23 protein-coding genes and 1 other annotated feature are annotated in these 23,071 nt (G+C 44.3%); all 23 genes read left to right on the top strand.

Translation table 11 applies throughout. The features are described from left to right. Window positions 1–31 precede the first annotated feature (31 nt). The 23 genes from HZY94_RS06345 (at window position 32) to rplL (ending at window position 22,737) form a co-directional block, all read left to right on the top strand. A complete protein-coding gene (locus HZY94_RS06345; RefSeq protein ID WP_179925484.1) occupies window positions 32–622 on the top strand; it encodes a class I SAM-dependent methyltransferase in 591 nt (196 codons plus the stop codon). Further along, the gene (locus HZY94_RS06350; protein ID WP_179925485.1) at window positions 619–1,896 is read left to right on the top strand and encodes a pyrimidine-nucleoside phosphorylase; all 1,278 of its coding nucleotides are present in this window, start codon (window positions 619–621) and stop codon (window positions 1,894–1,896) included. Before HZY94_RS06345 ends, HZY94_RS06350 begins: the two co-directional genes overlap by 4 nt. Window positions 1,897–1,993: 97 nt before the next feature. Further along, window positions 1,994–3,046 (top strand): BMP family lipoprotein, encoded by a 1,053-nt coding sequence (locus HZY94_RS06355; RefSeq protein WP_179925486.1) that lies wholly within the window; start codon window positions 1,994–1,996, stop codon window positions 3,044–3,046. 83 nt (window positions 3,047–3,129) lie between these two features. Then, window positions 3,130–3,822: an ABC transporter ATP-binding protein gene (locus tag HZY94_RS06360; protein ID WP_179925487.1), complete on the top strand. Its 693-nt coding sequence runs from the start codon at window positions 3,130–3,132 to the stop codon at window positions 3,820–3,822. Then, window positions 3,785–5,083 (top strand): ABC transporter permease, encoded by a 1,299-nt coding sequence (locus tag HZY94_RS06365; RefSeq protein ID WP_322783469.1) that lies wholly within the window; start codon window positions 3,785–3,787, stop codon window positions 5,081–5,083. The genes HZY94_RS06360 and HZY94_RS06365 overlap by 38 nt, the downstream gene beginning before the upstream one ends. 208 nt (window positions 5,084–5,291) lie before the next feature. After that, the gene (locus HZY94_RS06370; protein WP_179925489.1) at window positions 5,292–6,338 is read left to right on the top strand and encodes a BMP family lipoprotein; all 1,047 of its coding nucleotides are present in this window, start codon (window positions 5,292–5,294) and stop codon (window positions 6,336–6,338) included. Window positions 6,339–6,545: 207 nt separating this feature from the next. After that, window positions 6,546–7,208 (top strand): deoxyribose-phosphate aldolase, encoded by a 663-nt coding sequence (deoC, locus tag HZY94_RS06375; protein ID WP_179925490.1) that lies wholly within the window; start codon window positions 6,546–6,548, stop codon window positions 7,206–7,208. Next, on the top strand, window positions 7,195–7,584 hold the full coding sequence (locus HZY94_RS06380; protein WP_179925491.1) for a cytidine deaminase: 390 nt from the start codon (window positions 7,195–7,197) through the stop codon (window positions 7,582–7,584). Before deoC ends, HZY94_RS06380 begins: the two co-directional genes overlap by 14 nt. A 24-nt stretch (window positions 7,585–7,608) precedes the next feature. Continuing rightward, a complete protein-coding gene (locus HZY94_RS06385; RefSeq protein ID WP_179925492.1) occupies window positions 7,609–8,664 on the top strand; it encodes a BMP family lipoprotein in 1,056 nt (351 codons plus the stop codon). A gap of 32 nt (window positions 8,665–8,696) precedes the next feature. Continuing rightward, window positions 8,697–10,232: an ABC transporter ATP-binding protein gene (locus tag HZY94_RS06390; protein ID WP_179925493.1), complete on the top strand. Its 1,536-nt coding sequence runs from the start codon at window positions 8,697–8,699 to the stop codon at window positions 10,230–10,232. Continuing rightward, entirely contained in the window at window positions 10,225–11,286 is a 1,062-nt protein-coding gene (locus HZY94_RS06395; RefSeq protein ID WP_179925494.1) for an ABC transporter permease, read from the top strand. The genes HZY94_RS06390 and HZY94_RS06395 overlap by 8 nt, the downstream gene beginning before the upstream one ends. After that, the gene (locus tag HZY94_RS06400; RefSeq protein ID WP_179925495.1) at window positions 11,283–12,239 is read left to right on the top strand and encodes an ABC transporter permease; all 957 of its coding nucleotides are present in this window, start codon (window positions 11,283–11,285) and stop codon (window positions 12,237–12,239) included. The genes HZY94_RS06395 and HZY94_RS06400 overlap by 4 nt, the downstream gene beginning before the upstream one ends. A gap of 78 nt (window positions 12,240–12,317) precedes the next feature. Further along, complete coding sequence (locus HZY94_RS06405) at window positions 12,318–13,160, top strand: SDR family NAD(P)-dependent oxidoreductase (protein WP_179925496.1); 843 nt, start codon at window positions 12,318–12,320, stop codon at window positions 13,158–13,160. A gap of 4 nt (window positions 13,161–13,164) precedes the next feature. Beyond that, window positions 13,165–13,620 carry a DsbA family protein gene (locus tag HZY94_RS06410; protein WP_179925497.1) on the top strand — a complete coding sequence of 152 codons (456 nt, stop codon included), beginning with the start codon at window positions 13,165–13,167 and terminating at the stop codon, window positions 13,618–13,620. 327 nt (window positions 13,621–13,947) lie between these two features. Then, window positions 13,948–14,823, top strand: a complete 876-nt coding sequence (gene mvk, locus HZY94_RS06415) for a mevalonate kinase (protein WP_179925498.1) — start codon at window positions 13,948–13,950, stop codon at window positions 14,821–14,823. Beyond that, window positions 14,805–15,758 (top strand): diphosphomevalonate decarboxylase, encoded by a 954-nt coding sequence (gene mvaD, locus HZY94_RS06420; protein WP_179925499.1) that lies wholly within the window; start codon window positions 14,805–14,807, stop codon window positions 15,756–15,758. The genes mvk and mvaD overlap by 19 nt, the downstream gene beginning before the upstream one ends. Continuing rightward, a complete protein-coding gene (locus HZY94_RS06425; RefSeq protein ID WP_179925500.1) occupies window positions 15,748–16,743 on the top strand; it encodes a phosphomevalonate kinase in 996 nt (331 codons plus the stop codon). The genes mvaD and HZY94_RS06425 overlap by 11 nt, the downstream gene beginning before the upstream one ends. Then, window positions 16,740–17,741: a type 2 isopentenyl-diphosphate Delta-isomerase gene (fni, locus tag HZY94_RS06430; protein ID WP_179925501.1), complete on the top strand. Its 1,002-nt coding sequence runs from the start codon at window positions 16,740–16,742 to the stop codon at window positions 17,739–17,741. The genes HZY94_RS06425 and fni overlap by 4 nt, the downstream gene beginning before the upstream one ends. A 100-nt stretch (window positions 17,742–17,841) precedes the next feature. Further along, complete coding sequence (locus tag HZY94_RS06435) at window positions 17,842–19,029, top strand: acetyl-CoA C-acetyltransferase (RefSeq protein WP_179925502.1); 1,188 nt, start codon at window positions 17,842–17,844, stop codon at window positions 19,027–19,029. 21 nt (window positions 19,030–19,050) lie between these two features. Next, complete coding sequence (locus HZY94_RS06440) at window positions 19,051–20,205, top strand: hydroxymethylglutaryl-CoA synthase (RefSeq protein WP_179925507.1); 1,155 nt, start codon at window positions 19,051–19,053, stop codon at window positions 20,203–20,205. A gap of 33 nt (window positions 20,206–20,238) precedes the next feature. After that, complete coding sequence (locus tag HZY94_RS06445; RefSeq protein ID WP_179925503.1) at window positions 20,239–21,504, top strand: hydroxymethylglutaryl-CoA reductase, degradative; 1,266 nt, start codon at window positions 20,239–20,241, stop codon at window positions 21,502–21,504. Window positions 21,505–21,643: 139 nt separating this feature from the next. Beyond that, window positions 21,644–21,776: a sequence feature (ribosomal protein L10 leader region), on the top strand. A 31-nt stretch (window positions 21,777–21,807) separates the two neighbouring features. Next, window positions 21,808–22,308 carry a 50S ribosomal protein L10 gene (gene rplJ / locus HZY94_RS06450; protein ID WP_179925504.1) on the top strand — a complete coding sequence of 167 codons (501 nt, stop codon included), beginning with the start codon at window positions 21,808–21,810 and terminating at the stop codon, window positions 22,306–22,308. Window positions 22,309–22,368: 60 nt separating this feature from the next. Beyond that, window positions 22,369–22,737: a 50S ribosomal protein L7/L12 gene (gene rplL, locus HZY94_RS06455; RefSeq protein WP_160332818.1), complete on the top strand. Its 369-nt coding sequence runs from the start codon at window positions 22,369–22,371 to the stop codon at window positions 22,735–22,737. The last annotated feature ends 334 nt before the right edge of the window (window positions 22,738–23,071 follow it).

A 23,071-nucleotide genomic window follows, 5' to 3' on the forward strand; every position in this document is an offset into this window, starting at 1 on the left:
ATTGTTGGAGGTAGGGTGGTATAATAATTTCATGAGTAAGATGTATTTTGAGCGGCAGCCAGATGCTGCGCATGATGTGCGGGAGTTACGGCAGTCCCTGTTGGGGCAGGATTTTCTGTTTTTAGCGGATGCAGGTGTTTTTTCGAAAAAGCAGGTGGACTATGGTTCCCGGGTCTTGTTGGATAGCCTGGATTTTGCACCGGGAGAGCGGCTGTTGGACCTAGGGTGTGGCTATGGCCCTTTGGGGATTGCCCTAGCCAAGGTGCAGGGCCAGCAGGTGACCATGGTCGATGTTAATGAAAGGGCTTTAGATTTGGCAACCAAGAATGCCCGGGCCAATGGGGTGGAGGCGCAGATCTTTTCTTCAGATGTGTATGAGCAGGTTGCAGGGACCTTTACCCATATTATCTCCAATCCGCCAATTCGGGCGGGTAAGAGTGTGGTCCACAAAATGATTGTGGAGGCACCAGATTACTTGGAACCTGGTGGAGATTTGACCCTTGTGATTCAAAAGAAGCAGGGGGCGCCAAGTGCCAAGAAGAAAATGGAAGAAATCTTTGGCAATTGTGAAATTATCAGAAAGGATAAGGGTTATTACATCCTTAGGAGTGAAAAGGAATGAGAGCAGTTGACTTAATTCAGAAAAAACGTGATGGTCATGCCTTGAGCAAGGAAGAGATTGATTGGTTGGTTGAGGGCTATGTGGATGGGGCTGTTCCGGACTACCAGATGGCGGCTTTGGCCATGGCCATCTACTTCAAGGGGATGGATACACGGGAAATCAGTGATTTGACTATGGCCATGGTGGCTAGTGGCGATCAGGTGGATTTGTCTGCTATTCCGGGTATCAAGGTTGATAAGCATTCCACTGGTGGTGTGGGGGACAAGGTAACCTTGATCTTGGCGCCGCTGGTTGCGAGCTTCGGTGTATCGGTGGCTAAAATGAGTGGTCGTGGTCTGGGGCATACGGGTGGTACCTTGGATAAATTGGAATCGATCAAAGGTTTCCAGGTAGAAATTCCAGAAGCGGATTTCATTCAACAGGTCCAAGAGATTGGTGTATCTGTGATTGGTCAGTCGGACCAGTTGGTTAAGGCTGATAAGCTGCTCTACGCTCTACGGGATGTGACCGCAACAGTTGATATCATTCCTTTGATTGCAAGCTCGGTTATGAGTAAGAAAATCGCAGCAGGAGCGGATGCTATTCTTCTGGATGTGACAGTTGGACAAGGCGCCTTTATGAAAACGATCGAAGAAGCGCGGGAACTAGCTACAACCATGGTCAATCTTGGAAAAGCCGTTGGTCGTGAAACAGTGGCTGTGGTGACAGACATGAGCCAACCGCTGGGTCGGGCGATCGGGAATCGTTTGGAGCTACTGGAAGCGATTGAGATTTTACGGGGACAAGGTCGTTCGGATATTACGAACTTTGTAAGCGAATTGGGGCAAATGTTGTTGGCTTTAGCAGGTGTTGAAAAATCACTTGAGGAAGTTCGTTCCCATCTTGAAAACGGTTTAGCCTTGGCTAAATTTGAAGAGATGGTGGTGGCCCAAGGTGGTGATTTAGAAGATCTCTATCGCCCTGTCCAAGTCCAAGAGGTGTATGAAGTTAAAGCACCTGTAAGTGGCTATATTACAGAGCTTCCAGCCCTTTATTATGGTCTCTTTGCTATGAAGTTAGGTGCTGGTCGTGCTGTTAAAACAGATCCTCTGGATTTCGAAACCGGTCTTGTCTTTGAGAAAAAAGTGGGCGACCGGGTAGAAGCGGGTCAGATTTTGGCGAGAATTTACGCAAATTCGGAAATTCCGAAAGTTATGCTTGAAGAATTTCTGGAAAATGTTAAAATAGGAAAAGAAGAGGTCGAAATCAAGGAAATTATTGAAATCGTTCGTTAATTTTGAAGGACTTTGAATTTCCGACATCCCTCACCGTATCTTTTGCCTAGTGATTTGGATCACTCATTCGTTCTAACATTTTTTTAGGAGGTTCATAATGAACAAGAAACAATGGTTTGGTATCGGTTTGACGGCTGCAGCAGCCCTAACATTGGTAGCCTGTGGCAACCGTTCTACCAGTGAAAATGCCGATGCTAAAACAGACCTCAAGGCAGTTATCGTAACCGATACTGGTGGGGTTGATGACAAGTCCTTTAACCAATCAGCTTGGGAAGGTTTGATGGCTTGGGGTAAAGAAAACGGCCTATCTGAAGGAAGTGGTATTAGCTATATCCAATCTCAAAGTGAGTCTGATTATGCCAACAACTTGGAACAAGCAGCATCTAGCGGTAACCAATTGGTATTCGGTATCGGTTTTGCCCTTCGTAACGCTGTTGAATCAGCTGCGAAAGACCGTACAGATACTAACTACGTTATCATTGATGAAGTGATTGAAAACATGGATAACGTTGCTTCTGCAACCTTTGCGGATAACGAAGCAGCTTACCTAGCTGGTGTGGCTGCGGCTAAAACAACTAAAACAAAAGAAATTGGTTTCATCGGTGGTATGGAATCCGAAGTTATCACCCGTTTTGAAAAAGGATTCGAAGCAGGGGTTAAATCTGTTGATCCTTCTATCAACGTTCGTGTGGACTACGCAGGTTCTTTCAGTGATGCAGCGAAAGGGAAATCAATCGCTCAAGCTCAATACTCAGCTGGCGTAGATGTGATCTACCAAGCAGCTGGTGGAACTGGTGTGGGTGTATTCAAAGAAGCAAAAGACTTGAATGAAACCAAAGACGAAGCAGAAAAAGTTTGGGTAGTCGGTGTTGACCGTGACCAGAAAGATGAAGGAAACTACAAATCTAAAGACGGTAAAGAATCCAACTTTGTTCTTGCCTCTACTTTGAAAGAAGTTGGAGCAGCTGTTGCAGACTTGGCAAACCAAGCGAAAGATGGTAAGTTCCCAGGTGGTAAACACCTTACTTACGGTTTGAAAGACAAAGGTGTTGACCTTGCAGAAACAAACTTGTCTGATGATGCAAAAGCAGCTGTTAAAGAAGCAAAAGATAAAATCGTAGCTGGTGATCTAGAAGTTCCAGCTAAATAATCGATATTAGCGAGTGAGAGAGGGGATTCGTGTCCTCTCTCTTTTTGTTTATCCAGATACTGGTTTTGCCTTAAAAGGAGATTGTGATGTTGTTAGAAATAAAAGATGTTCATAAAGTGTACACAGGGACCTCGAAGGCTAGTGAGCAAGCCCTAAAGGGAGTTAATCTCCAATTGGAAGAAAACAAGCTGGTGGTGATTTATGGTCCATCCGGTTGTGGGAAGACCAGTCTGTTAAACATTATCAGTGGTCTGGACTCAGATTATCAGGGGGAGGTTTTGTTTAAAAACCAGCGTCTGAGTGAGCTATCTCCAGATGAGCTGACCCTTTTCCGCAAAGAGAATATTGGTTTTGTTTTTCAAAATTTTAATGTCATTGCCCATCAGTCTGTTTTAGAGAATGTAAAGTTGCCGCTGCGTTTATACGGGTTAAGAGAACAAGAAATGAATGAGATTGGGGAGCGGTATCTGGAGCAGTTGGGAATGTTGGCCTTTAAAGCGAAAAATGTTCAGGAATTATCTGGAGGGCAGCGGCAACGAGTGGCGATTGCCCGAGCCCTGGTTAATACTCCAGACTTAATCGTGGCGGATGAGCCGACGGGGTCTTTGGATTCCAAATCCCAAGCAGCAGTTTTAGAGATTTTTAAACAGTTGCAGACCTTGGGGAAAACAATCATTATTGTGAGCCATAATCCAGAAGTTGCGGATTATGCAGACATCATTATCAGGATGAAAGACGGTGAGATCATTGAGAAAACAGAAAAGTCAGAGAAATAGTTTTACACGAAGAAGCAAGCTGCGTTTGGCCTGGTCTAATTTTTTAGAACGGCGTTGGCGAAATTTTATGATTGCGGCAGCGACTTCTATCGGCTTTATCGGGATTTTACTTGCTTTTGGTCTAGGAAATGCGGTTGTTGATTTGATTCATCGGGAAACTAATCAAGGACAGTTACCAGCTCAGATCCAGGTGTCCTTGAATGCTCAAACAACTGGTGGTGGGGTTTTGAACCAATCGGATATTGATTTTATTTATGATCTGGTGGGCAAAGACCAGATCAAGTATCTAGAAAGTCCCTTTTCAACCTTGATTCAAACAGCTAGTATTGAAGGAAAAAAACTGGATCTCAGTCAGTCTCTACCCAATTATGCTCAGCTGGTCAGCCTTTATACAAATAGTGAGATTGCAGTCCCTGCTAATACAGAGGAAAATCTCCTTGCCGGGAATCCCTATAAGGATCCATCTGAAGAGGGGATAACGGTTCCAATCACCTTTATCGAAGATTTTAACCGCGAGACCAAAAGTAGTTACACGGCAGAGAGCTTGGTAGGAAAAGAAGTTCAATTAGTCATCCTGGAGAATACGGAGAAAGGAACTCATACAGCGACTGTCTCGGTGAAGATTAGCCGGGTTTTGACCGATGAGTTGGCAGATAGCAATAGTTACATGGCGCCAGTGACGCTGGAAAAAATCCTGCAGCAACAGCAATTCGTGCGTTTAAAGCCTTATGTAATTTTTGAATTGCAGGATCCAGGTGCGACAGAGGCCGTTGTGGAAAGTCTAAAGGAAAATAAAAAATATACTGTGCTGTCGCAACAAGAGGTACTTGGTTTGGTAATCCAGTTTATTCGGGTGATCCAGGGATTATTGATTGTTTTGTCTTTCCAAGCAGTGGTTGTTTCTACTATTATGATTGGGATTATCGTTTATATTAATATTATGCAACGATCCAGGGAGATTGGGGTTATGAAGGCGGTTGGTTATTTGAACCGGGGTGTTCAGTCGATTTTTCTTTATGAATCGCTCATCATTACCTTCCTGTCCTTGGCAGCAGCTTTCCTAGTTGCTCAAGTCATTGGAAGTATCGCCAATGTGCTTGTTCGTCATTTTTATCCTAGCATTACCAGGGTCTTTTTCTTAGATCTGCAGTCGATTCTGATGATGATTGGTTTAGGTTTGCTTTTGGGTTACCTATCCGCCTATTTCCCAACCAAAAAAATTAGTCAATTAGATCCGGTTGTTTCATTGAGGTATGAATAAGCGAGAAGTCGGTTTTACCGGCTTTTTTGCTGGAGCAGGAAGTAGGTGTAAGTTGCATATAAGAGAAAACGGCTTTAAAAACGTTCGTGACTTAAACGCTTTCTTGAAAGTTTACTGAAAAGTTTTGGATTTTTTACGAATGAATCTAGTCAAAATGATTTTTCTGTGCTATACTGTCAACTGTATGTAAAAAACGGAGGTTAGCGCTTTGAATAAGAAGCCTATTCTTGCGGTTGCAGGCCTAGCAGTGGCATCACTGGGACTAGTTGCTTGTGGTCAGCGAGGAAACACAGAAAATTCAGAAGCCAAGGTAAAAGCTAGTTTGGTTACTAGCGTTGGTGGCGTGGATGATAAATCTTTTAACCAGTCTGCCTGGGAAGGTTTAGAAGCATGGGGCAAGGCTCAAGGACTTAGCCAGGGTAATGGTTATGATTATTACCAATCCGATTCGGAGTCGGATTACACCAATAATTTTGAGCAGGCCGCTTCGAGCGGAAGCAATTTGATTATTGGAATTGGTTACATTGTCAAAAACGCAGTTGAACAGGCTGCTAAGGACCATCCAGATGTGAATTATGTCATTTTGGATGAAGTGATTGAAGGTCAAAAGAATGTAACTAGTGCAACATTTGCGGATCAAGAAGCAGCTTACCTAGCGGGAGTTGCAGCGGCTAAAACCAGTCAGTCGAAGAAGATTGGTTTTATTGGCGGGATTGAATCTGAAGTTGTGAAACGGTTTGAAAAGGGCTTTGAGGCAGGGATTCATTCGGTGGATCCAGACATCAAAGTTCAGGTAGATTACGCAGGTTCCTTTACGGATGCCTCTAAAGGGAAATCCTTGGCACAGGCTCAATATGCGAGTGGTGTGGACGTGATTTACCAAGCAGCAGGTGGAAGTGGAGCTGGAGTCTTCAAAGAAGCGAAAGATTTAAATGAAACACGTGATGAAGCCGACAAGGTCTGGGTTATCGGCGTGGATCAGGATCAATCCGCTGATGGAGAATTTACTTCCAAAGATGGAAAAAAAGCAAACTTTGTTTTGACTTCCACAATCAAGGAAGTTGGAGCAGCTCTGAAAGATATTGCAGATAAGGCCAGTCAAGGAAACTTCCCTGGAAACCAAACAACTGTTTATGGTTTGAAGGTGGGTGGTGTAAACCTTGTGACAGGTCAACTTTCCTCAGATGCTAAAGCAGCCGTTTCAACAGCTAAAGAAGACATTATTGCGGGACGTTTGACCGTTCCTGAAAAATAATCTTTTTGGCGTGGACGTAGGTTTTGAAGTTTTTCTTTAAAACCTTAGTGGCTTTTGTATTCGTAAGAGGTTGAGAAATCAACCTCTTTTTTTGCAAAATAAGCGCCCAAAAAACTTGAAGGGAGGTGGTCAATGACCGCTAAAAAATGATAAAATAGAGGGAGTGAAATGTAACCGAATTTCCTGCCAAAAGAATAGGAGAAAAGCATGAAACTGAACAAATACATTGATCACACACTTCTCAAAGCAGATGCGCAAAAAGCTGCGATTCTACAGTTGATTCAAGAGGCCAAAGACTACGATTTTGCGAGTGTTTGTTTGAATCCAAGTTGGGTCGCTTTGGCTGCGGAGGAGCTGGCTGGAACAGATGTTAAAGTCTGTACCGTTATCGGTTTCCCTCTAGGAGCAACAACTCCTGCTACAAAAGCGTTCGAAACAGCAGAAGCTGTTAAAAATGGCGCTGATGAAGTGGATATGGTGATGAACATTGCTGCCCTCAAAGATGGTGATGACGCAACCGTTTTGAAAGACATTCAAGCAGTTGTGGAAGCCAGCGGAGATGCCGTGGTTAAGGTTATTATTGAAACAGCCTTGTTGACAGATGAAGAAAAAGAGCGTGCTTCTCGCCTAACCGTTGAAGCAGGTGCTGATTTTGTGAAGACGTCAACAGGATTTTCAACAGCTGGTGCCAATGTAGCGGATCTTGAATTGATGCGTCGTGCAGTTGGACCAGAGTTTGGTGTCAAAGCAGCTGGTGGAGCACGTTCTTATGAAGATGCTGTTGCTTTTGTAGAAGCAGGGGCAACTCGAATTGGAACTTCTGCCGGTGTGGCCATTATGAAGGGCGAGGTTGTGAATGGAGGCTATTGATCCAATTCAGCTGGCTATGGAAACAGCTAACCGCGCTTACGTTCCCTACTCCCATTTCCCCATTGGAGCTGTCCTTGTTGCCAAGGATGGACAGGTTTTTACCGGAGTTAACATTGAAAATGCGAGCTTTGGCTTAACCAACTGTGGGGAGAGAACCGCTATTTTTAAAGCCGTTTCAGAGGGAGTGACTGACTTCTCTGCTCTCTACATTTATGGAGAGACGCAAGCACCGGTGTCACCGTGTGGAGCTTGCCGGCAAGTAATGGCGGAATTTTTTGAAATGGATGTACCCATTACCTTAATTGCCAAGGATGGTTCAACAAAAACCATGACGATGGCAGAATTGTTACCTTATTCTTTCCAAAATTTAAATTAATTGATTCAAATAAAGGAGATTGTAATGAAGTCAAATAAAATTGTAGCCCTTGGTGCAGCCTCTCTTGCAGTAGTTGCTTTAGCAGCTTGTTCAAACCGTAGCGCAAACCGCTCCGAGTCAGCTGCAGATTCGATTCGTGTTGCTTATGTGACCGATACAGGTGGGGTTGATGATCACTCTTTCAACGAATCTGCTTGGACAGGTTTGAAGGCTTGGGGTGAAGAAAATAACTTAAAACAAAATCAGGGCTATACTTACTACCAGTCTGAAAATGAATCTGACTTCACCAACAATTTCCAACAAGCCATTACAGAAGGCTATGATATGGTTGCAGGTGCAGGGTTTGCCCTTGCGACTTCTTTGGAAGAAGTTGCTAAAAACAATCCAGATACAAAATTTGTTATGGTTGACAGTGTGATTGATCTGGATAACGTGGCTTCTGCAACCTTTGCAGATAACGAAGCAGCTTACCTAGCCGGTGTTGCTGCTGCCAAAAATACAAAATCAAAACAAGTTGGTTTCATTGGTGGTGTTGAAAGTGAAGTTATCACACGCTTTGAAAAAGGGTTTGAAGCCGGTGTGAAATCTGTCGACCCATCGATCAAAGTGCAAGTCGATTATGCAGGTTCCTTCAATGATGCTGCCAAAGGTAAAACAATCGCTGCAGCCCAATATGCGGCTGGTGCAGATGTGATTTTCCACGCATCTGGTAAGACTGGTGACGGACTTTTGAATGAAGCCATTACGCGGAATGAAAAACTTGCGGCAGATTCTGATGAAAAAGTTTGGGTTATTGGTGTAGATAGTGACCAAGCTCCTCAAGGTGGTTACAAAGACAAGGATGGAAAAGAAGCCAATGTTGTTTTGACTTCAACCTTGAAAGAAGTTGGAAACACTATCAAAGATATGGCCAACAAATTGCAAGAAGATAAATTCCCTGGTGGAACAACCACTGCCTATGACCTAAAATCTGGTGGTGTTGAAGTCACTTATGAGAACTTGAACGATGAAACCAAAAAAGCTGTTGAGGAAGCGAAACAAGCGATTATCGACGGCAAAGTAACCGTTCCTGAAAAATAATAAGCGGAGACGTTGGAAAGGACAAACGGAATATGGCGAATGAACATGTCATCGAGATGCGCGACATCACCAAAAAATTTGGGGATTTTGTTGCCAACGACCATATTAATCTTCAACTCCGGAAGGGCGAAATTCATGCCCTTCTAGGAGAAAACGGGGCAGGGAAATCCACTTTGATGAATATGCTGGCAGGTTTGTTAGAACCAACCAGTGGTGAAATCGCGGTCAATGGCCAGGTTGTTCAATTGGATTCCCCTTCGAAAGCAGCTTCTCTTGGAATCGGGATGGTACACCAGCACTTTATGCTGGTAGAGGCCTTCACGGTTGCAGAAAATATCATCTTGGGAAGTGAAGTCACTAAAAATGGTGTCTTAGACATTAAGGAAGCCACCAAGGAAATTAAAGCATTGTCTGAACGTTATGGTTTGGCAGTAGACCCAGCAGCCAAGATCGAAGATATCTCAGTGGGAATGCAGCAACGGGTTGAAATTCTAAAAACCCTTTACCGAGGTGCAGATATCCTTATTTTTGACGAGCCGACCGCGGTTTTGACCCCTTCTGAAATTCAAGAGTTGGTTGAAATCATGAAGAGTCTGGTGAAAGAAGGGAAATCCTTGATTTTGATCACGCATAAATTGGATGAAATCCGGGCTGTTGCAGATCGAGTGACGGTTATTCGCCGCGGTAAGAGCATCGAAACGGTTGAAATCGCTGGGGCTAGCAACCAGGATTTGGCTGAAATGATGGTCGGCCGTTCGGTTTCCTTCAAAACAGACAAGGTCAAGGCTCAACCGCAAGAAACGGTTCTATCCATTAAAGATTTGGTGGTCTTGGAGAATCGTGGTGTTCCTGCAGTTAAAAACCTCAACCTAGATGTTCGTGCCGGTGAGATTGTCGGGATTGCCGGAATTGACGGCAATGGTCAAACGGAGTTGATCCAAGCCATTACTGGTCTACGGAAGGTTAAGTCAGGAACGATTACCCTAAAAGGTCAAAACATTGTCGGGGCTAGTCCACGGACAATTACAGAAATGCAGGTTGGACACGTGCCAGAAGATCGCCACCGCGATGGTCTTGTTTTGCAATTATCAATTTCGGAAAATATTGCCCTACAAACCTATTACAAGGAACCAATGAGTTCCAAGGGAATTCTGAACTACAACAATATTTACCAACATGCGCGTAAACTCATGAATGAGTTTGATGTTCGTGCGGCTAGTGAATATGTACCGGCAAAAGCGCTGTCTGGAGGAAACCAGCAAAAGGCGATTATTGCTCGGGAAGTGGATCGGGATCCAGATTTGTTGATTGTGAGTCAGCCAACCCGTGGTTTGGATGTTGGTGCGATTGAGTATATTCACAAGCGTCTAATTGAAGAACGGGATAAAGGCAAGGCCATCTTGGTTGTTTCTTTTGAACTGGATGAGATCTTGAATGTTTCAGATCGCATTGCCGTTATCCATGATGGTAAAATCCAGGGTGAACTAGATCCTGAAACCACTAACAAACAAGAACTCGGAATCTTGATGGCTGGTGGAGAATTGAAGAAGGAGGAAGGAAATGTCTAAGAAAATTCAAGGTGCAGCTGTTCCCCTAATTTCAGTTCTCTTGGGGATTGTCCTTGGAGCCATTATCATGTGGATTTTTGGCTACGATGCTATTTGGGGATATGAAGCTCTCTTTGCAACAGCTTTTGGTTCCCTTCGTTCGATTGGAGAAATCTTCCGGGCCATGGGTCCCCTGACCTTGATTGGTCTCGGTTTTGCGGTCGCTAGCCGTGCCGGCTTCTTTAACGTCGGTTTGGCGGGCCAAGCCTTGGCGGGTTGGATTGCGGCAGCATCCTTTGCCCTTCTCAATCCAGACCTGCCACGCCTGGTTATGGTTCCTGCTACCATTATCATTGCCATGTTTGCTGGGGGAATTATTGGATCGATTCCAGGGATTCTTCGGGCTTACCTAGGTACAAGTGAGGTTATTGTAACCATCATGATGAACTATATTGTTCTTTATGTTGGAAATGCGCTTATTCACCAATTGCCTCAGTCTGTGATGCAAAGTACTGACTCTAGTAAGCCAGTGGGAATGGCTGCGAGCTACCAAACAGAATGGTTGCGGGCTCTGACCAGTAACTCACGGATGAACATTGGGATTTTCTTTGCCCTAATTGCAGTCTTTGCGATTTGGTTCCTCTTGAAAAAAACCACTCTTGGTTTTGAAATTCGTTCGGTTGGTCTTAACCCTCATGCCAGTGAGTATGCGGGGATGTCTTCCAAACGGATTATCATTATTTCGATGATTATCTCCGGTGCGCTTGCGGGTCTGGGAGGAGCTGTTGAAGGACTTGGAACCTTCCAGAATGTCTACATTCAAGGAAGTTCCCTCTCGATTGGTTTTAACGGGATGGCAGTATCTCTTCTAGCCAATAATTCCCCAATTGGAATTATCTTTGCGGCCTTCCTCTTTGCTGTCCTACAAGTTGGGGCGCCAGGTATGAATGCGGCGTCAATTCCACCAGAACTGGTTAACATTGTGACAGCATCGATTATCTTCTTCGTTGGAATTCATTATGTTATTGAAAAATTCCTCGAATCAAAAGCAAAAAAGGAGGGGCAAGCTAAATGAATCTCGAAACCCTATTAGCCTTATTAGTGTCTTCCATGCTGATTTATTCAGCCCCTCTCATTTTTACTTCTATCGGTGGAAGTTTTTCTGAGCATGCAGGGATTGTCAATGTCGGTTTGGAAGGAATCATGGTTGTCGGTGCTTTTTCCGCAGTTGTTTTCAATCTTGAAACGGCTTCTGTTTTAGGCGAGGCAACTCCTTGGTTGGCGCTTCTGGTAGGAGGTTTGGCGGGTGTGCTCTTCTCCCTCCTCCATGCTGTGGCGACTGTCCATTTCCGTGCAGACCACGTGGTTAGTGGTACGGTGCTGAACCTGATGGCTCCAGCCTTGACGGTCTTCTTGGTTAAAGTTCTGTATAATAAAGGTCAAACCGATAATATTCAAGAGTCCTTTGGACGTTTTGATTTCCCACTCTTATCGGACATCCCATTTATCGGTGAAATCTTTTTCAAAAATACGTCGATTATGGGATATGTGGCCATTGCGGTTTCCTTCCTGGCTTGGTTTGTAATGTTTAAGACTAAGTTTGGTCTTCGCCTCCGTTCCGTTGGTGAACATCCACAGGCGGCCGATACCCTTGGGATCAATGTTTACATGATGCGGTATGCGGGTGTAATGATTTCTGGTTTCCTTGGTGGTGTTGGGGGTGCGGTTTATGCTCAATCAATTTCGGTTAATTTCTCCATTTCAACCATTGTCGGACCAGGATTTATCGCGCTTGCAGCGATGATCTTCGGGAAGTGGAATCCAGTTGGTGCCATGTTCTCCAGTCTTTTCTTTGGATTGTCCCAAAGTTTGGCGGTTATTGGGAGCCAGTTGCCACTCTTTGACAAGGTTCCAGCCGTTTACCTACAGATTGCTCCTTATGTCTTGACTATCGTCGTCCTTGCGGTCTTCTTCGGAAAAGCGGTTGCGCCGAAGGCAGTTGGAGTTAATTATATTAAGTCTAAATAAATTTTTAAAGTTTCCTGGTGTCGCCAGGAAACTTTTTTTGCCAAAATAGAGTATACTGTTACGCAGAGGTGAATTGAAATGAAAAAAGTATTATTTGTGACCGGTGCCTCTAAAGGAATCGGTTTGGAAGTGGCTGTTGCTGCTTTGGAAAAAGACTATCGTGTTATCGCGACTTCGCGAAATGCAGCAACCTTACGGGAGCAGGTTTTGGCGCGTGTGCCGGAAGCTGGGGCTGATTTTCTAGCTTTGGAAATGGCCTTCACAGAGGACAGTATCAAAGCGGCTGTTAAGCAGGCCTTGGATCAGTTTGGCCGGATTGACGTGTTGGTCAACAATGCGGGCTATGGCATTTTTGGAGCCTTAGAAGAGTTTTCACTCGAAGAAGTGCGTAAAAACTTTGACGTCAATGTCTTTGGTCTCTTGGCGTTAACTCAGGCTGTCTTGCCAGGTATGCGGGAGCAGCAATCGGGTCATATTATCAACCTCGCATCGATTTCTGGTTCTGTGACTGGGCCGGTTCAGGGGATTTATTCGGCGACCAAGGCTTCTGTCATTATGATGAGTGAAGCTCTACAGGCAGAAGTGGAGCCGTTTGGGATTCAAGTTACAGCAGTTAACCCAACGGGGATTCGCACCGATTTCTTGGATGCCTCTTCCATGCGTCGTCCGGAGAAAGAAATCAAGGATTACGAGGTTGTTCAAGCAACCATGAGTGGTCTAGCCCGACTTAATCATAACCAAGGCGGGGATCCAACTTACTTGGCGCAGGCGATTCTGGAACTAGCTGCGATGAAAAAGGCTCCCAATCGTTTCTATGCAGGTTCCGGTGCTCTAGCAGCTATGCAATACAAAATTACGGAAGTTGTTCAAGAAATCAATGATTTTAGAGAGCTCAGTCAAAGCGTTGATCGAAAGGACTAGTCTGATGAAAATCGAAGTATGGTCAGATGTTTATTGCCCCTTCTGTTACATTGCAGAAGCCCGTTTGGAGAAGGCCTTGGCCAAGTACCAAAAGGGAGATCAAGTGGAGCTGGTTTTTCGCTCGTTTGAGTTGGATCCAAGCCTCCCTGTGGATCAATCGTATCCAGCTCGTGACTACCTAGCCCTTAAATACCAACTCACCCAAGAGCAAGCCCAGGCACAATTAGATGCTATCACCAACTTGGCTAAGGAGGAAGGCCTGGACTTCCGCTTTGACCAGGCCTGGATTCCCAATAGTCGTAAAAGTCATGCCCTACTCCACTTAGCAATTGAGCAAGGTCTGGGGCGGGACATGGCTCAGCTCCTGTTCCCTTTTTCCTTTTTGATGGTCGCTTCTCGATTGCGGGAGCTCAGCCTCAAGCAGTATTTGAAGAAGCTCTGGAAAAGGCTTTTGGTTTAGAAACGAAGCCAGTCAGTTTGGGCTCATCGGCCATGACTTGTGGACTGAATGGTTGTTCGATTGAATAAGATAGTCTGAGGCAGGGAATTTCCCGAGCCTCTTTTTGCTTTGGATAAGTGATACAGTTGGATATTAAAACGCGAATCAAAGCTCCATATACAACACCCAAATAAGAAAAAAGACTAGCCAAATCCCTTGGGGCACAAGGGGTTAGCTGGTCTTTGTCTATTTTTAGGTGATAAAGTCGGGAATGGTTGCTTTTTTAGAATTTGCCTTGAGCATGATATAATGAAAGAGATAGTCAACTAGCTAGATGTGAGGTAAGGAATGGTAGACAAGGGTATAGGCCGGTCCCACGGTAAAATTATTTTGATGGGAGAGCATTCAGTAGTGTATGGTTATTCAGCTATTGCGCTCCCCTTATTAGGAATTGAGGCTACTTGTCGTATTCAACCGGCTAGTCAAGCGATAACCTTTGATTTTGAAGATTCCCTGTCAACGGCTGTATTTGCAGCGCTTGATTCTTTAGGTCAGTTGGAGGCCAAAATTTCTTATGAAATCGATTCAAAAATTCCTCAAAAACGAGGAATGGGATCCTCAGCTGCTGTATCGATAGCTGCCATTCGAGCTGTCTATGCTTATTTTGAAGAGTCCCTATCTTTAGAAAAATTAGAAATGCTTGTCCATCAAGCAGAAAAGATTGCCCACAGCAATCCGAGTGGTCTTGATGCCAAAACCTGTCTGTCTGATGTTCCTATCAAATTTAGTCGGGATACTGGCTTTGCTAGTTTAGAGGTTGCTTTGGAGGCCTATTTAGTAATTGCTGATTCAGGGATTCAGGGCCATACTCGTGAGGCTGTTGATAAGGTGGCACAATTTGAGGAGCTGAATCGTCCCCATCTAGCCACTTTGGGAAACTTGGCTGCACAAACTGAGCTTGCTATTAAAGCACACAATAGTCGTGAAGTCGGACGTCTCATGAGCTTAGCCCACAAAGAGTTAAGGGCGATTGGTGTTAGCCTGCCTTTTGTAGATGAATTGGTAGATCAGGCGATAGCTGCCGGTGCTCTGGGAGCTAAAATGAGCGGTGGCGGTCTAGGGGGCTGTGTTATAGCTCTTGCAGCCAACTTGGAGGATGCATTTATGATTCGTGAAAAATTATTTGGAAAAGGAGCTCAGCAGGTATGGATAGAAAAAGTGTAACCGTTCAGTCCTATGCGAATATTGCTATTGTTAAATATTGGGGAAAGGCTGATGCAGAACGGATGATTCCAGCAACCAGCAGTATTTCATTGACGCTTGACAATTTGTATACAACGACAACCGTCAGTTTTTTACCTGCTGAAACAAAGAAGGACTTGTTCTACATCAATGGTGTTTTACAGGATGAAAAAGAACATAGCAAAATTTCGGCAGTCATTGATCAGTACCGTAGTAATCCGGACATTTATGTGAAAGTTGAAACGCAGAACAATATGCCCACTGCCGCAGGCCTGTCATCCAGTTCTAGTGGTCTATCTGCCTTGGTGATGGCCTGTGATCAATTGTTTGAAACGGGTTATAGCAGATCTGAGTTGGCTCAAAAAGCTAAATTTGCATCCGGCTCCTCTTCACGCTCCTTCTTTGGACCAATAGCTGCTTGGGATAAGGACTCTGGTGAGATTTATCAGGTAGAAACAGATCTAAAATTGGGAATGATTATGTTGGTTCTAGAGACTAACAAAAAACCAATTTCTAGCCGAGAAGGGATGAAAATTGCAAGTAGTACCTCGACAGTTTTCCAAGAATGGATTGATCAGTCTGAGAAAGATTATCAGGCCATGCTTGAGTATTTAAAAGAGGACGATTTTACTAAAGTTGGACAATTGACGGAGAAAAATGCTTTGGCCATGCACCGGACCAATGAATATGCGACACCATCCTTTAATTATTTGACGCCAGAGTCCTATAAGGCGATGGATTTAGTAAAAAGCTTACGCCAAAAAGGGCATGAGTGTTACTTCACCATGGACGCTGGCCCTAATGTTAAAGTGCTATGCCAGGAAGCAGATTTGGTAAAGCTCAGTCAGATTTTTGAACAGGATTATGGCTATCGGGTGATCAGTTCAGGAACAAAGGATCCAAGTTATGACGATTAAGGTAACCTCTTGTGGGAAACTCTATGTAGCCGGTGAATATGCTATTTTAACTCCCGGACAAACGGCTTTAATAAAAAACATTCCCATTTACATGCAGGCAAGTATTGCTCCTGCCTCTCAGATTCAGATCCACTCGGATTTGTTTGACTATTCGGTTGGAATGGAGACAGATGAGAATTACAGCCTCATACAGGACACCGTCAAAGTTTGGGCTCGTTATAGAGGTCTGGACCTAGCCCAACTATCTCCATTTGCCTTAGAAATTTCAGGGAAGATGGAAGAGGATGGCTTGAAGTATGGTATTGGATCCAGCGGCTCTGTGACAGTCTTGGTTTTAAAAGCTTTAGCGGCTTTTGCGGATCTGGAGCTGTCCCCAGATCGTCTTTTTCGACTGGCCTCCTACGTCTTATTAGCTCGAGGAGATAACGGATCGATGGGGGATTTGGCCTGTATCGCTTATGAAGACTTTATTAGTTTTCAAGCCTTTGATCGCAAGCGAGTGCGTCGTTATCTAGAAAATCATTCGTTACAGGAAACCCTAGCCTTAGATTGGGGCTATCAGATTGAGGTGCTCAAGTCTCAACTAGCTTGTCAATTTTTAGTGGGCTGGACGCGTCAACCAGCCATTTCCAAGGACTTGATTCGGCAGGTACAGGCGGCTATTGATTCTGAATTTTTAAAGGCAACTAATCAAGCAACTCTCCGTTGTAAAGAAGCACTCCTAAAAGGAGACGGTGCAGGGTTTAAAAAGAGTTTGAATCAGATCAGTGATTTGTTAGAGAATCTTAGTCCGGCCATTTATACCAACAAGCTCTACCAATTACGGTCCCTTGCTAGTCAATATGACGCTGTTGCGAAATCCTCTGGAGCCGGAGGGGGCGATTGTGGAATCGCTTTTGTTTTTGATAAAGACATTTTAGACCAATTGCTTCAGGAGTGGGAGCAAGTTGGGATTCAGCTACTGTATCAGGAGGACTTCTCATGAGGAATCGCAAGGATGAACATATCCAGCATGCACTTACCTACCAATCACCCTACAATAGTTTTGACGACGTGGAATTAATCCATTCTTCCTTACCGGATTTTGACTTGGCAGATATCGATCTCTCGACCCACTTTGCAGGTCAGGATTTCGAAGTTCCATTCTTTATTAATGCCATGACGGGTGGTTCGGAAAAAGCTGCTGTTGTGAATCGCAAACTAGCCCAGGTAGCGGAAGCTACGGGAATTTTGATGGTTACAGGTTCTTATAGTGCGGCCTTGCAAAACCCGGATGATCATTCGTATCCAACCAAAGAAGAATTTCCAAACCTGCTCTGTGCGACCAATATTGGTGTTGATAAGCCTGTAGCCTTAGGAATGCAGACAGTAGCGGAGATGGATCCCTTATTTTTACAAGTTCATGTGAATGTGATGCAGGAGTTGCTAATGCCGGAAGGGGAACGCCAGTTCCAATCGTGGAAACAGAACCTAGCAGCCTATGCCAAGCAGATTCCAGTCCCGATTATTCTCAAGGAAGTTGGTTTTGGAATGGATGTCAAAACCATGAAAAAGGCCTTGAATCTAGGGATTCAAACCGTTGATATTTCAGGTCGTGGTGGAACTAATTTTGCCTACATTGAAAACCAACGAAGTGGCAAACGAAGTTATCTAGATAATTGGGGACAGAGCACAGTCCAGGCTCTCTTAAATGCTCAGCCTTTGGTCGATGAACTTGAAATCATCGCGTCAGGAGGAGTGCGCCATCCCTTGGATATGGTAAAATGTATGGTTTTGGGTGCTCGAGCTGTCGGCTTGTCAGGAACCATGTTAGACTTGGTGAATCGCTATACTGTTGCTGAGGTTATTGAAATTGTGAATGAGTGGAAAGAGGATTTGCGAATCATTCTATGTGCTTTAAATTGTCGAAACCTTGAGGACTTGCGATCTGTTGATTATATCTTGCATGGACGGTTAAGTTCTAACCAACCCTGTGAGAAATGATAGTCATCTAGGTCTAGAGAATGATTTTTTCTCTGAAAATTAGTGGTATAATGGTAGAGTTGAACTCTTGGGTTCAAAATCATCTGATTGAGGTGTTATGATGAATAAAGTAGCTATTGTTGCTGCCTATCGCTCTGCCATCGGTAGTTTTGGAGGCAGTTTAAAAGATATTGAAATAGCTGATTTAGGAGCACAGGTCTTACGGACCGCCTTGGAGAAGAAAAACATACCAGCTGAGGTAGTGGATGAAGTCATTTTCGGAAATGTTTTCTCTGCTGGACATGGTCAAAATATTGCTCGTCAAATAGCTGTTCGTGCCGGGATTCCAGAAACGACCTCTGCCTATACTGTCAATAAGGTTTGTGGTTCTGGTCTAAAGTCCGTCCTTCTAGCTGCACAATCGATTTTACTGGGTGACAATCACGTTGTTGTTGCTGGTGGTATTGAGATCATGAGTCAAGCTCCCTATCTCTCCAAAGCCAGTCGCTTTGGAAATAAGTTGGGGAACATGGTTTTAGAAGACTCTCTGTTAAAAGATGGTTTAACCGATGCCTTTCAAGACATTCATATGGGGATAACCGCCGAAAATGTTGCAGAAAAATATGATATTAGTCGGGAAGAACAAGATTCCTTTGCCTATTTAAGTCAAGAAAAAGCAGCTAAGGCCATTGCCAGCGGACGATTTGTGGATGAAATTGTTCCAATCACCATTCGGGAAAGAAAGGGTGAGCGTGTTTTTCAAGAGGATGAATACCCTCGTCTAACACCGATCGAGAAATTGGCGACTTTACGACCAGTTTTTAAACAGGATGGAACTGTCACGGCTGCCAATGCTTCGGGGATTAACGATGGCTGTGCCCTAGTCCTATTAATGTCTGAGGAAAAGGCGCGTGAACTTGGTGTAGAGGTTCTGGCCTATATTGAGTCCTATGCAACAAGTGGCTTGGATCCAGCCTATATGGGCTTGGGACCGATTCCAGCAACTCATAAAGCGCTTGAGAAAATTGGATTGACAACGGAGGTTTTAGACTTGGTTGAGTTGAATGAGGCTTTTGCGGCTCAAGCGATACCGGTCATTTCAGAACTCAAGCTAGATCCAAAAATAGTAAATGTGAATGGTGGGGCTATCGCACTTGGGCATCCAATTGGTGCGAGTGGAAGTCGGATCTTGGTGACCCTGATCCATGAATTGTTGAAACAAGAAAAGGAGTTAGGACTCTGCTCGCTTTGTATCGGAGGTGGTCAAGGAATTTCCTTGATTATTTCCAATGGACAAAGTCGTTTATAAGGAGTCAGGACAGAAGACATGATGAAAATCGGAATTGATAAGATTGGCTTTGCGTTTCCAGAATTTGTATTGGATTTAGCTGACTTGGCTGCAGCTCGGAATGTCGATCCGAATAAATTTAAGATTGGACTACTGCAGTCGGAGATGGCAGTTGCTCCAGTGACACAAGACATTGTTAGCCTGGGAGCACAGGCAGCGGCATCGATTTTGACGGAAGAAGACAAGCAGGCCATTGACATGGTTATTGTAGGTACCGAGTCGGGTGTGGATCAGAGTAAGGCAGCAGCTGTGGTGATTCATGGTTTACTTGGGATTCAACCCTTTGCTCGCTCAATCGAAATGAAAGAAGCTTGTTATGGTGCAACGGCTGGCCTCAGTCTTGCCAAAACGCATATTGCTCAGAATCCAGACTCAAAAGTTCTAGTGATTGCGAGTGATATTGCCAAATACGGGATTGCATCAGGTGGAGAGCCTACTCAGGGAGCTGGTGCTGTGGCGATGCTTGTAACAGCAGATCCAAGCATCTTGCTTCTAAATTCAGATAATGTTTGTCAAACACGGGATATCTATGATTTTTGGAGACCCAATGATGACAAATACCCACGTGTGGATGGGAAATACTCAACTGAGCAGTATACAGACTGTTTGACCACTACCTTTGATTATTACAAGCAAAAGACTGGCAAAGACCTTGAAGATTTTGCAGCGATGTGTTTACACATCCCTTTCCCCAAACAGGGGTTAAAAGGTTTGCGTGCAATTGCGAGTAACGAGGATACCTTGAGTCGTCTTACAGAACGTTTCCATGAGGCGATTGTTTACAATCAAGTGGTTGGGAATATTTATACCGGATCAATTTTCCTTTCCTTCTTGTCCTTGCTTGAAAATTCTCAAGCACTTACAGCTGGGGATGAAATTTTATTCTATAGCTATGGAAGTGGAGCTGTCTGTGAAATTTTCAGTGGCTGCCTAGTCGAAGGATATAAAGATTATCTTCAAGAGAACCGAATGGCTGATCTAAACCAACGGACCAAGCTTTCAGTTGAGGAGTATGAAAAAATCTTCTTTGAAGAGATCGTTTTGGATGAAGCTGGTAATTCCATTGATTTGAATTCAGATGAAAGTCCTTACGCTTTAGAGAAGGTAGTCGAGTTCAAACGGATTTATCATTCGTAAGAGGGGACGGAAGTCCCCTTTTTAGAAAAGGAAATGATATCAATGTTTTCAGGTTTTTATAAGCGTTCAAGACAGGATCGCATTGCAATCCTCCACAAAGAAAAAAATCTGGCAGAGGAGAATTTGGTTACTTTAGTCGAAGATACCAATTTGCCGGAGACGGTTGCAGGAAAGATGGTTGAAAACCATCTAGGAACCTTTTCTCTTCCTTTTGCGGTTTTGCCAGAGATTCGTGTGGATGGCCAGAGCTATTCGGTTCCCATGGTAACGGAGGAACCTTCTGTGGTCGCGGCAGCTTCTTTCGGGGCCAAAATTATTGGTCGTTCAGGTGGTTTTGAAACCTGTATGAACAAGCGTCAGATGATTGGACAAGTGGCGCTTTTTGAAGTGGAAAATGTCGAAAAGGCCCAAGAGTCTATCCAGAAAGAAGCAGAAAGCCTTCTACAGATAGCCAATCAAGCTTATCCTTCTATCGTGAAAAGAGGTGGGGGTGCACGTCAGCTGACGGTTGAGGTAAAAGAGAGCTTTTTGATTGTCTATCTCCATGTCGATGTGCAAGAGGCTATGGGAGCGAATATCTTGAATACTATGCTGGAAGCTCTCAAGGAGCCTCTGGAAGCGATGAGTCAGGGCAAGACCTTGATGGGGATTCTTTCCAATTATGCTACAGATTCATTGGTAACAAGCCGGTGTCAAGTTCTTATTTCCAATCTCGCACTGAACAAAGCAGATGCTGCCCATTTAGCTGATAAAATTGCCTTGGCTAGTTTGTTGGCTCAGGTGGATCCCTATCGAGCAGCAACCCACAATAAAGGGATTTTTAATGGAATTGATGCAGTTGTTGTTGCGACCGGGAATGATTGGCGTGCGATTGAAGCTGGTGCCCATGCCTATGCTAGCCGCGATGGGGCTTACAGAGGTTTATCAACTTGGAAGGTTGAAGGGGATAATCTTATCGGAGAGATTAGCCTTCCCTTACCAATTGCAACTGTAGGTGGATCCATTGGCCTCAATCCCAAAGTTGCTGCATCCTTCGATATGCTGGGGAATGTGAAAGCTAAGGAATTAGCGGCTATCATTGCCTCCGTTGGTCTTTGCCAAAATTTTGCGGCCTTAAGGGCACTGGTGACAACTGGAATCCAATCAGGCCATATGAAATTACAGCTTCAATCGCTGGCCTTACATGCTGGTGCCCAGGTTGAAGAAGTGGCGGACTTAGTGGCTGCATTGCGAAAAACTGCTCATCCAAACTTGCAGACAGCTAAGGAGCTGCTGAAAGACCTGAGAAGCTCGATTTAGTAGTTGGACAAAGGAGTAAGGTGTGGAGTGGGGCTAAGCTTTTAGCTTAGTTCCACCCCACCTCTTCATTTTGTTGCTGATTTTTTTAAAAAAGTTACTTTTTCGCTTGCAATTGGTCTTGGTCTATGTTATGATTATTAACGGTTTGAAAAAACTGCCTAAGACAGTAGGGGAGTTCAACTCATAAGAATCCTACCGAGGACAAAACGTATTGAATAAATAACGGTTTGTACTTTCGTGTCTAGGTTTGGGTGCGAATTTTTTATTTGCCCCAAGCAAAATAAAAACGGAGGTAAACATACAATGAGTGAAGCAAGTATTGCTAAAAAAGCCGAATTAGTAGATGTTGTTGCTGAGAAAATGAAAGCTGCTGCATCTATCGTCGTTGTGGACGCTCGTGGTTTGACAGTAGAACAAGATACAGTTCTTCGTCGTAACCTACGCGGAAGCGAAGTCGAGTACAAAGTAATCAAGAACTCTATTCTTCGTCGTGCAGCTGAAAAAGCTGGACTTGAAGGAATGGAAGATGTCTTTGTTGGACCATCTGCAGTTGCATTTTCAAATGAAGATGTTGTTGCACCAGCAAAAATCTTGAATGACTTTTCTAAAGAAGCTGAAGCGCTTGAAATCAAAGGTGGTGCCATTGAAGGTGCTGTCGCAAGCAAGGATGAAATCATGGCCTTGGCTACATTGCCAAACCGCGAAGGACTTCTTTCTATGCTCCTTTCTGTACTTCAAGCCCCAGTTCGCAACGTTGCTCTTGCAGTCAAAGCGGTTGCAGACGACAAAGAAGGTGCAGCTTAATCCAAGTTGCCTAGTCTTATAGACACATTTTATTAAAAAATTTTTTTGGAGGAAATCACAATGGCATTGAACATTGAAAACATTATTGCTGAAATTAAAGAAGCTTCAATCCTTGAGCTTAACGATCTTGTAAAAGCGATCGAAGAAGAGTTTGGTGTAACTGCAGCTGCTCCTGTAGCTGTTGCTGCTGCTGGCGCTGCTGACGCAGGTGCTGCTAAAGATTCATTCGACGTTGAGTTGACTTCTGCTGGAGACAAAAAAGTCGGCGTTATCAAAGTTGTACGTGAAATCACTGGTCTTGGTCTTAAAGAAGCAAAAGAGCTTGTTGACGGTGCACCAGCAATGGTTAAAGAAGGCGTTGCAACTGCAGAAGCTGAAGAACTTAAAGCTAAATTGGAAGAAGCAGGAGCATCTGTTACTCTTAAATAATAGAGTTCTGCACCAAGTAGCTTAAAAACCGAAAAAAACCGCTAGTCTGAGGACTGGCGGTTTTTTGTCCGTACGACGGGCATGTCGTATATCTGAGGTGCAAGTCCTCTGTGGGCACCTGCTACCGGTGAACCCAATAGCGACTCCCAAGCCTGACTATCGTGAGGTAGCGGGGAGAGGAAGGGATAGCGAAATCGTGGCTCTACGGTAAGCGCGCTATAACCAAGTATATGAAAAAGGTTCCAGAGTTGATTGACTCGGGAACCTTTTTTATTGACAATTCTTCTGTATGATTTCAGACCATGGCAAATAGTCCTCTAGAACCTCTATTTGT

This window comes from Streptococcus danieliae (assembly GCF_013415245.1).
Taxonomy (GTDB): domain Bacteria; phylum Bacillota; class Bacilli; order Lactobacillales; family Streptococcaceae; genus Streptococcus; species Streptococcus danieliae_A.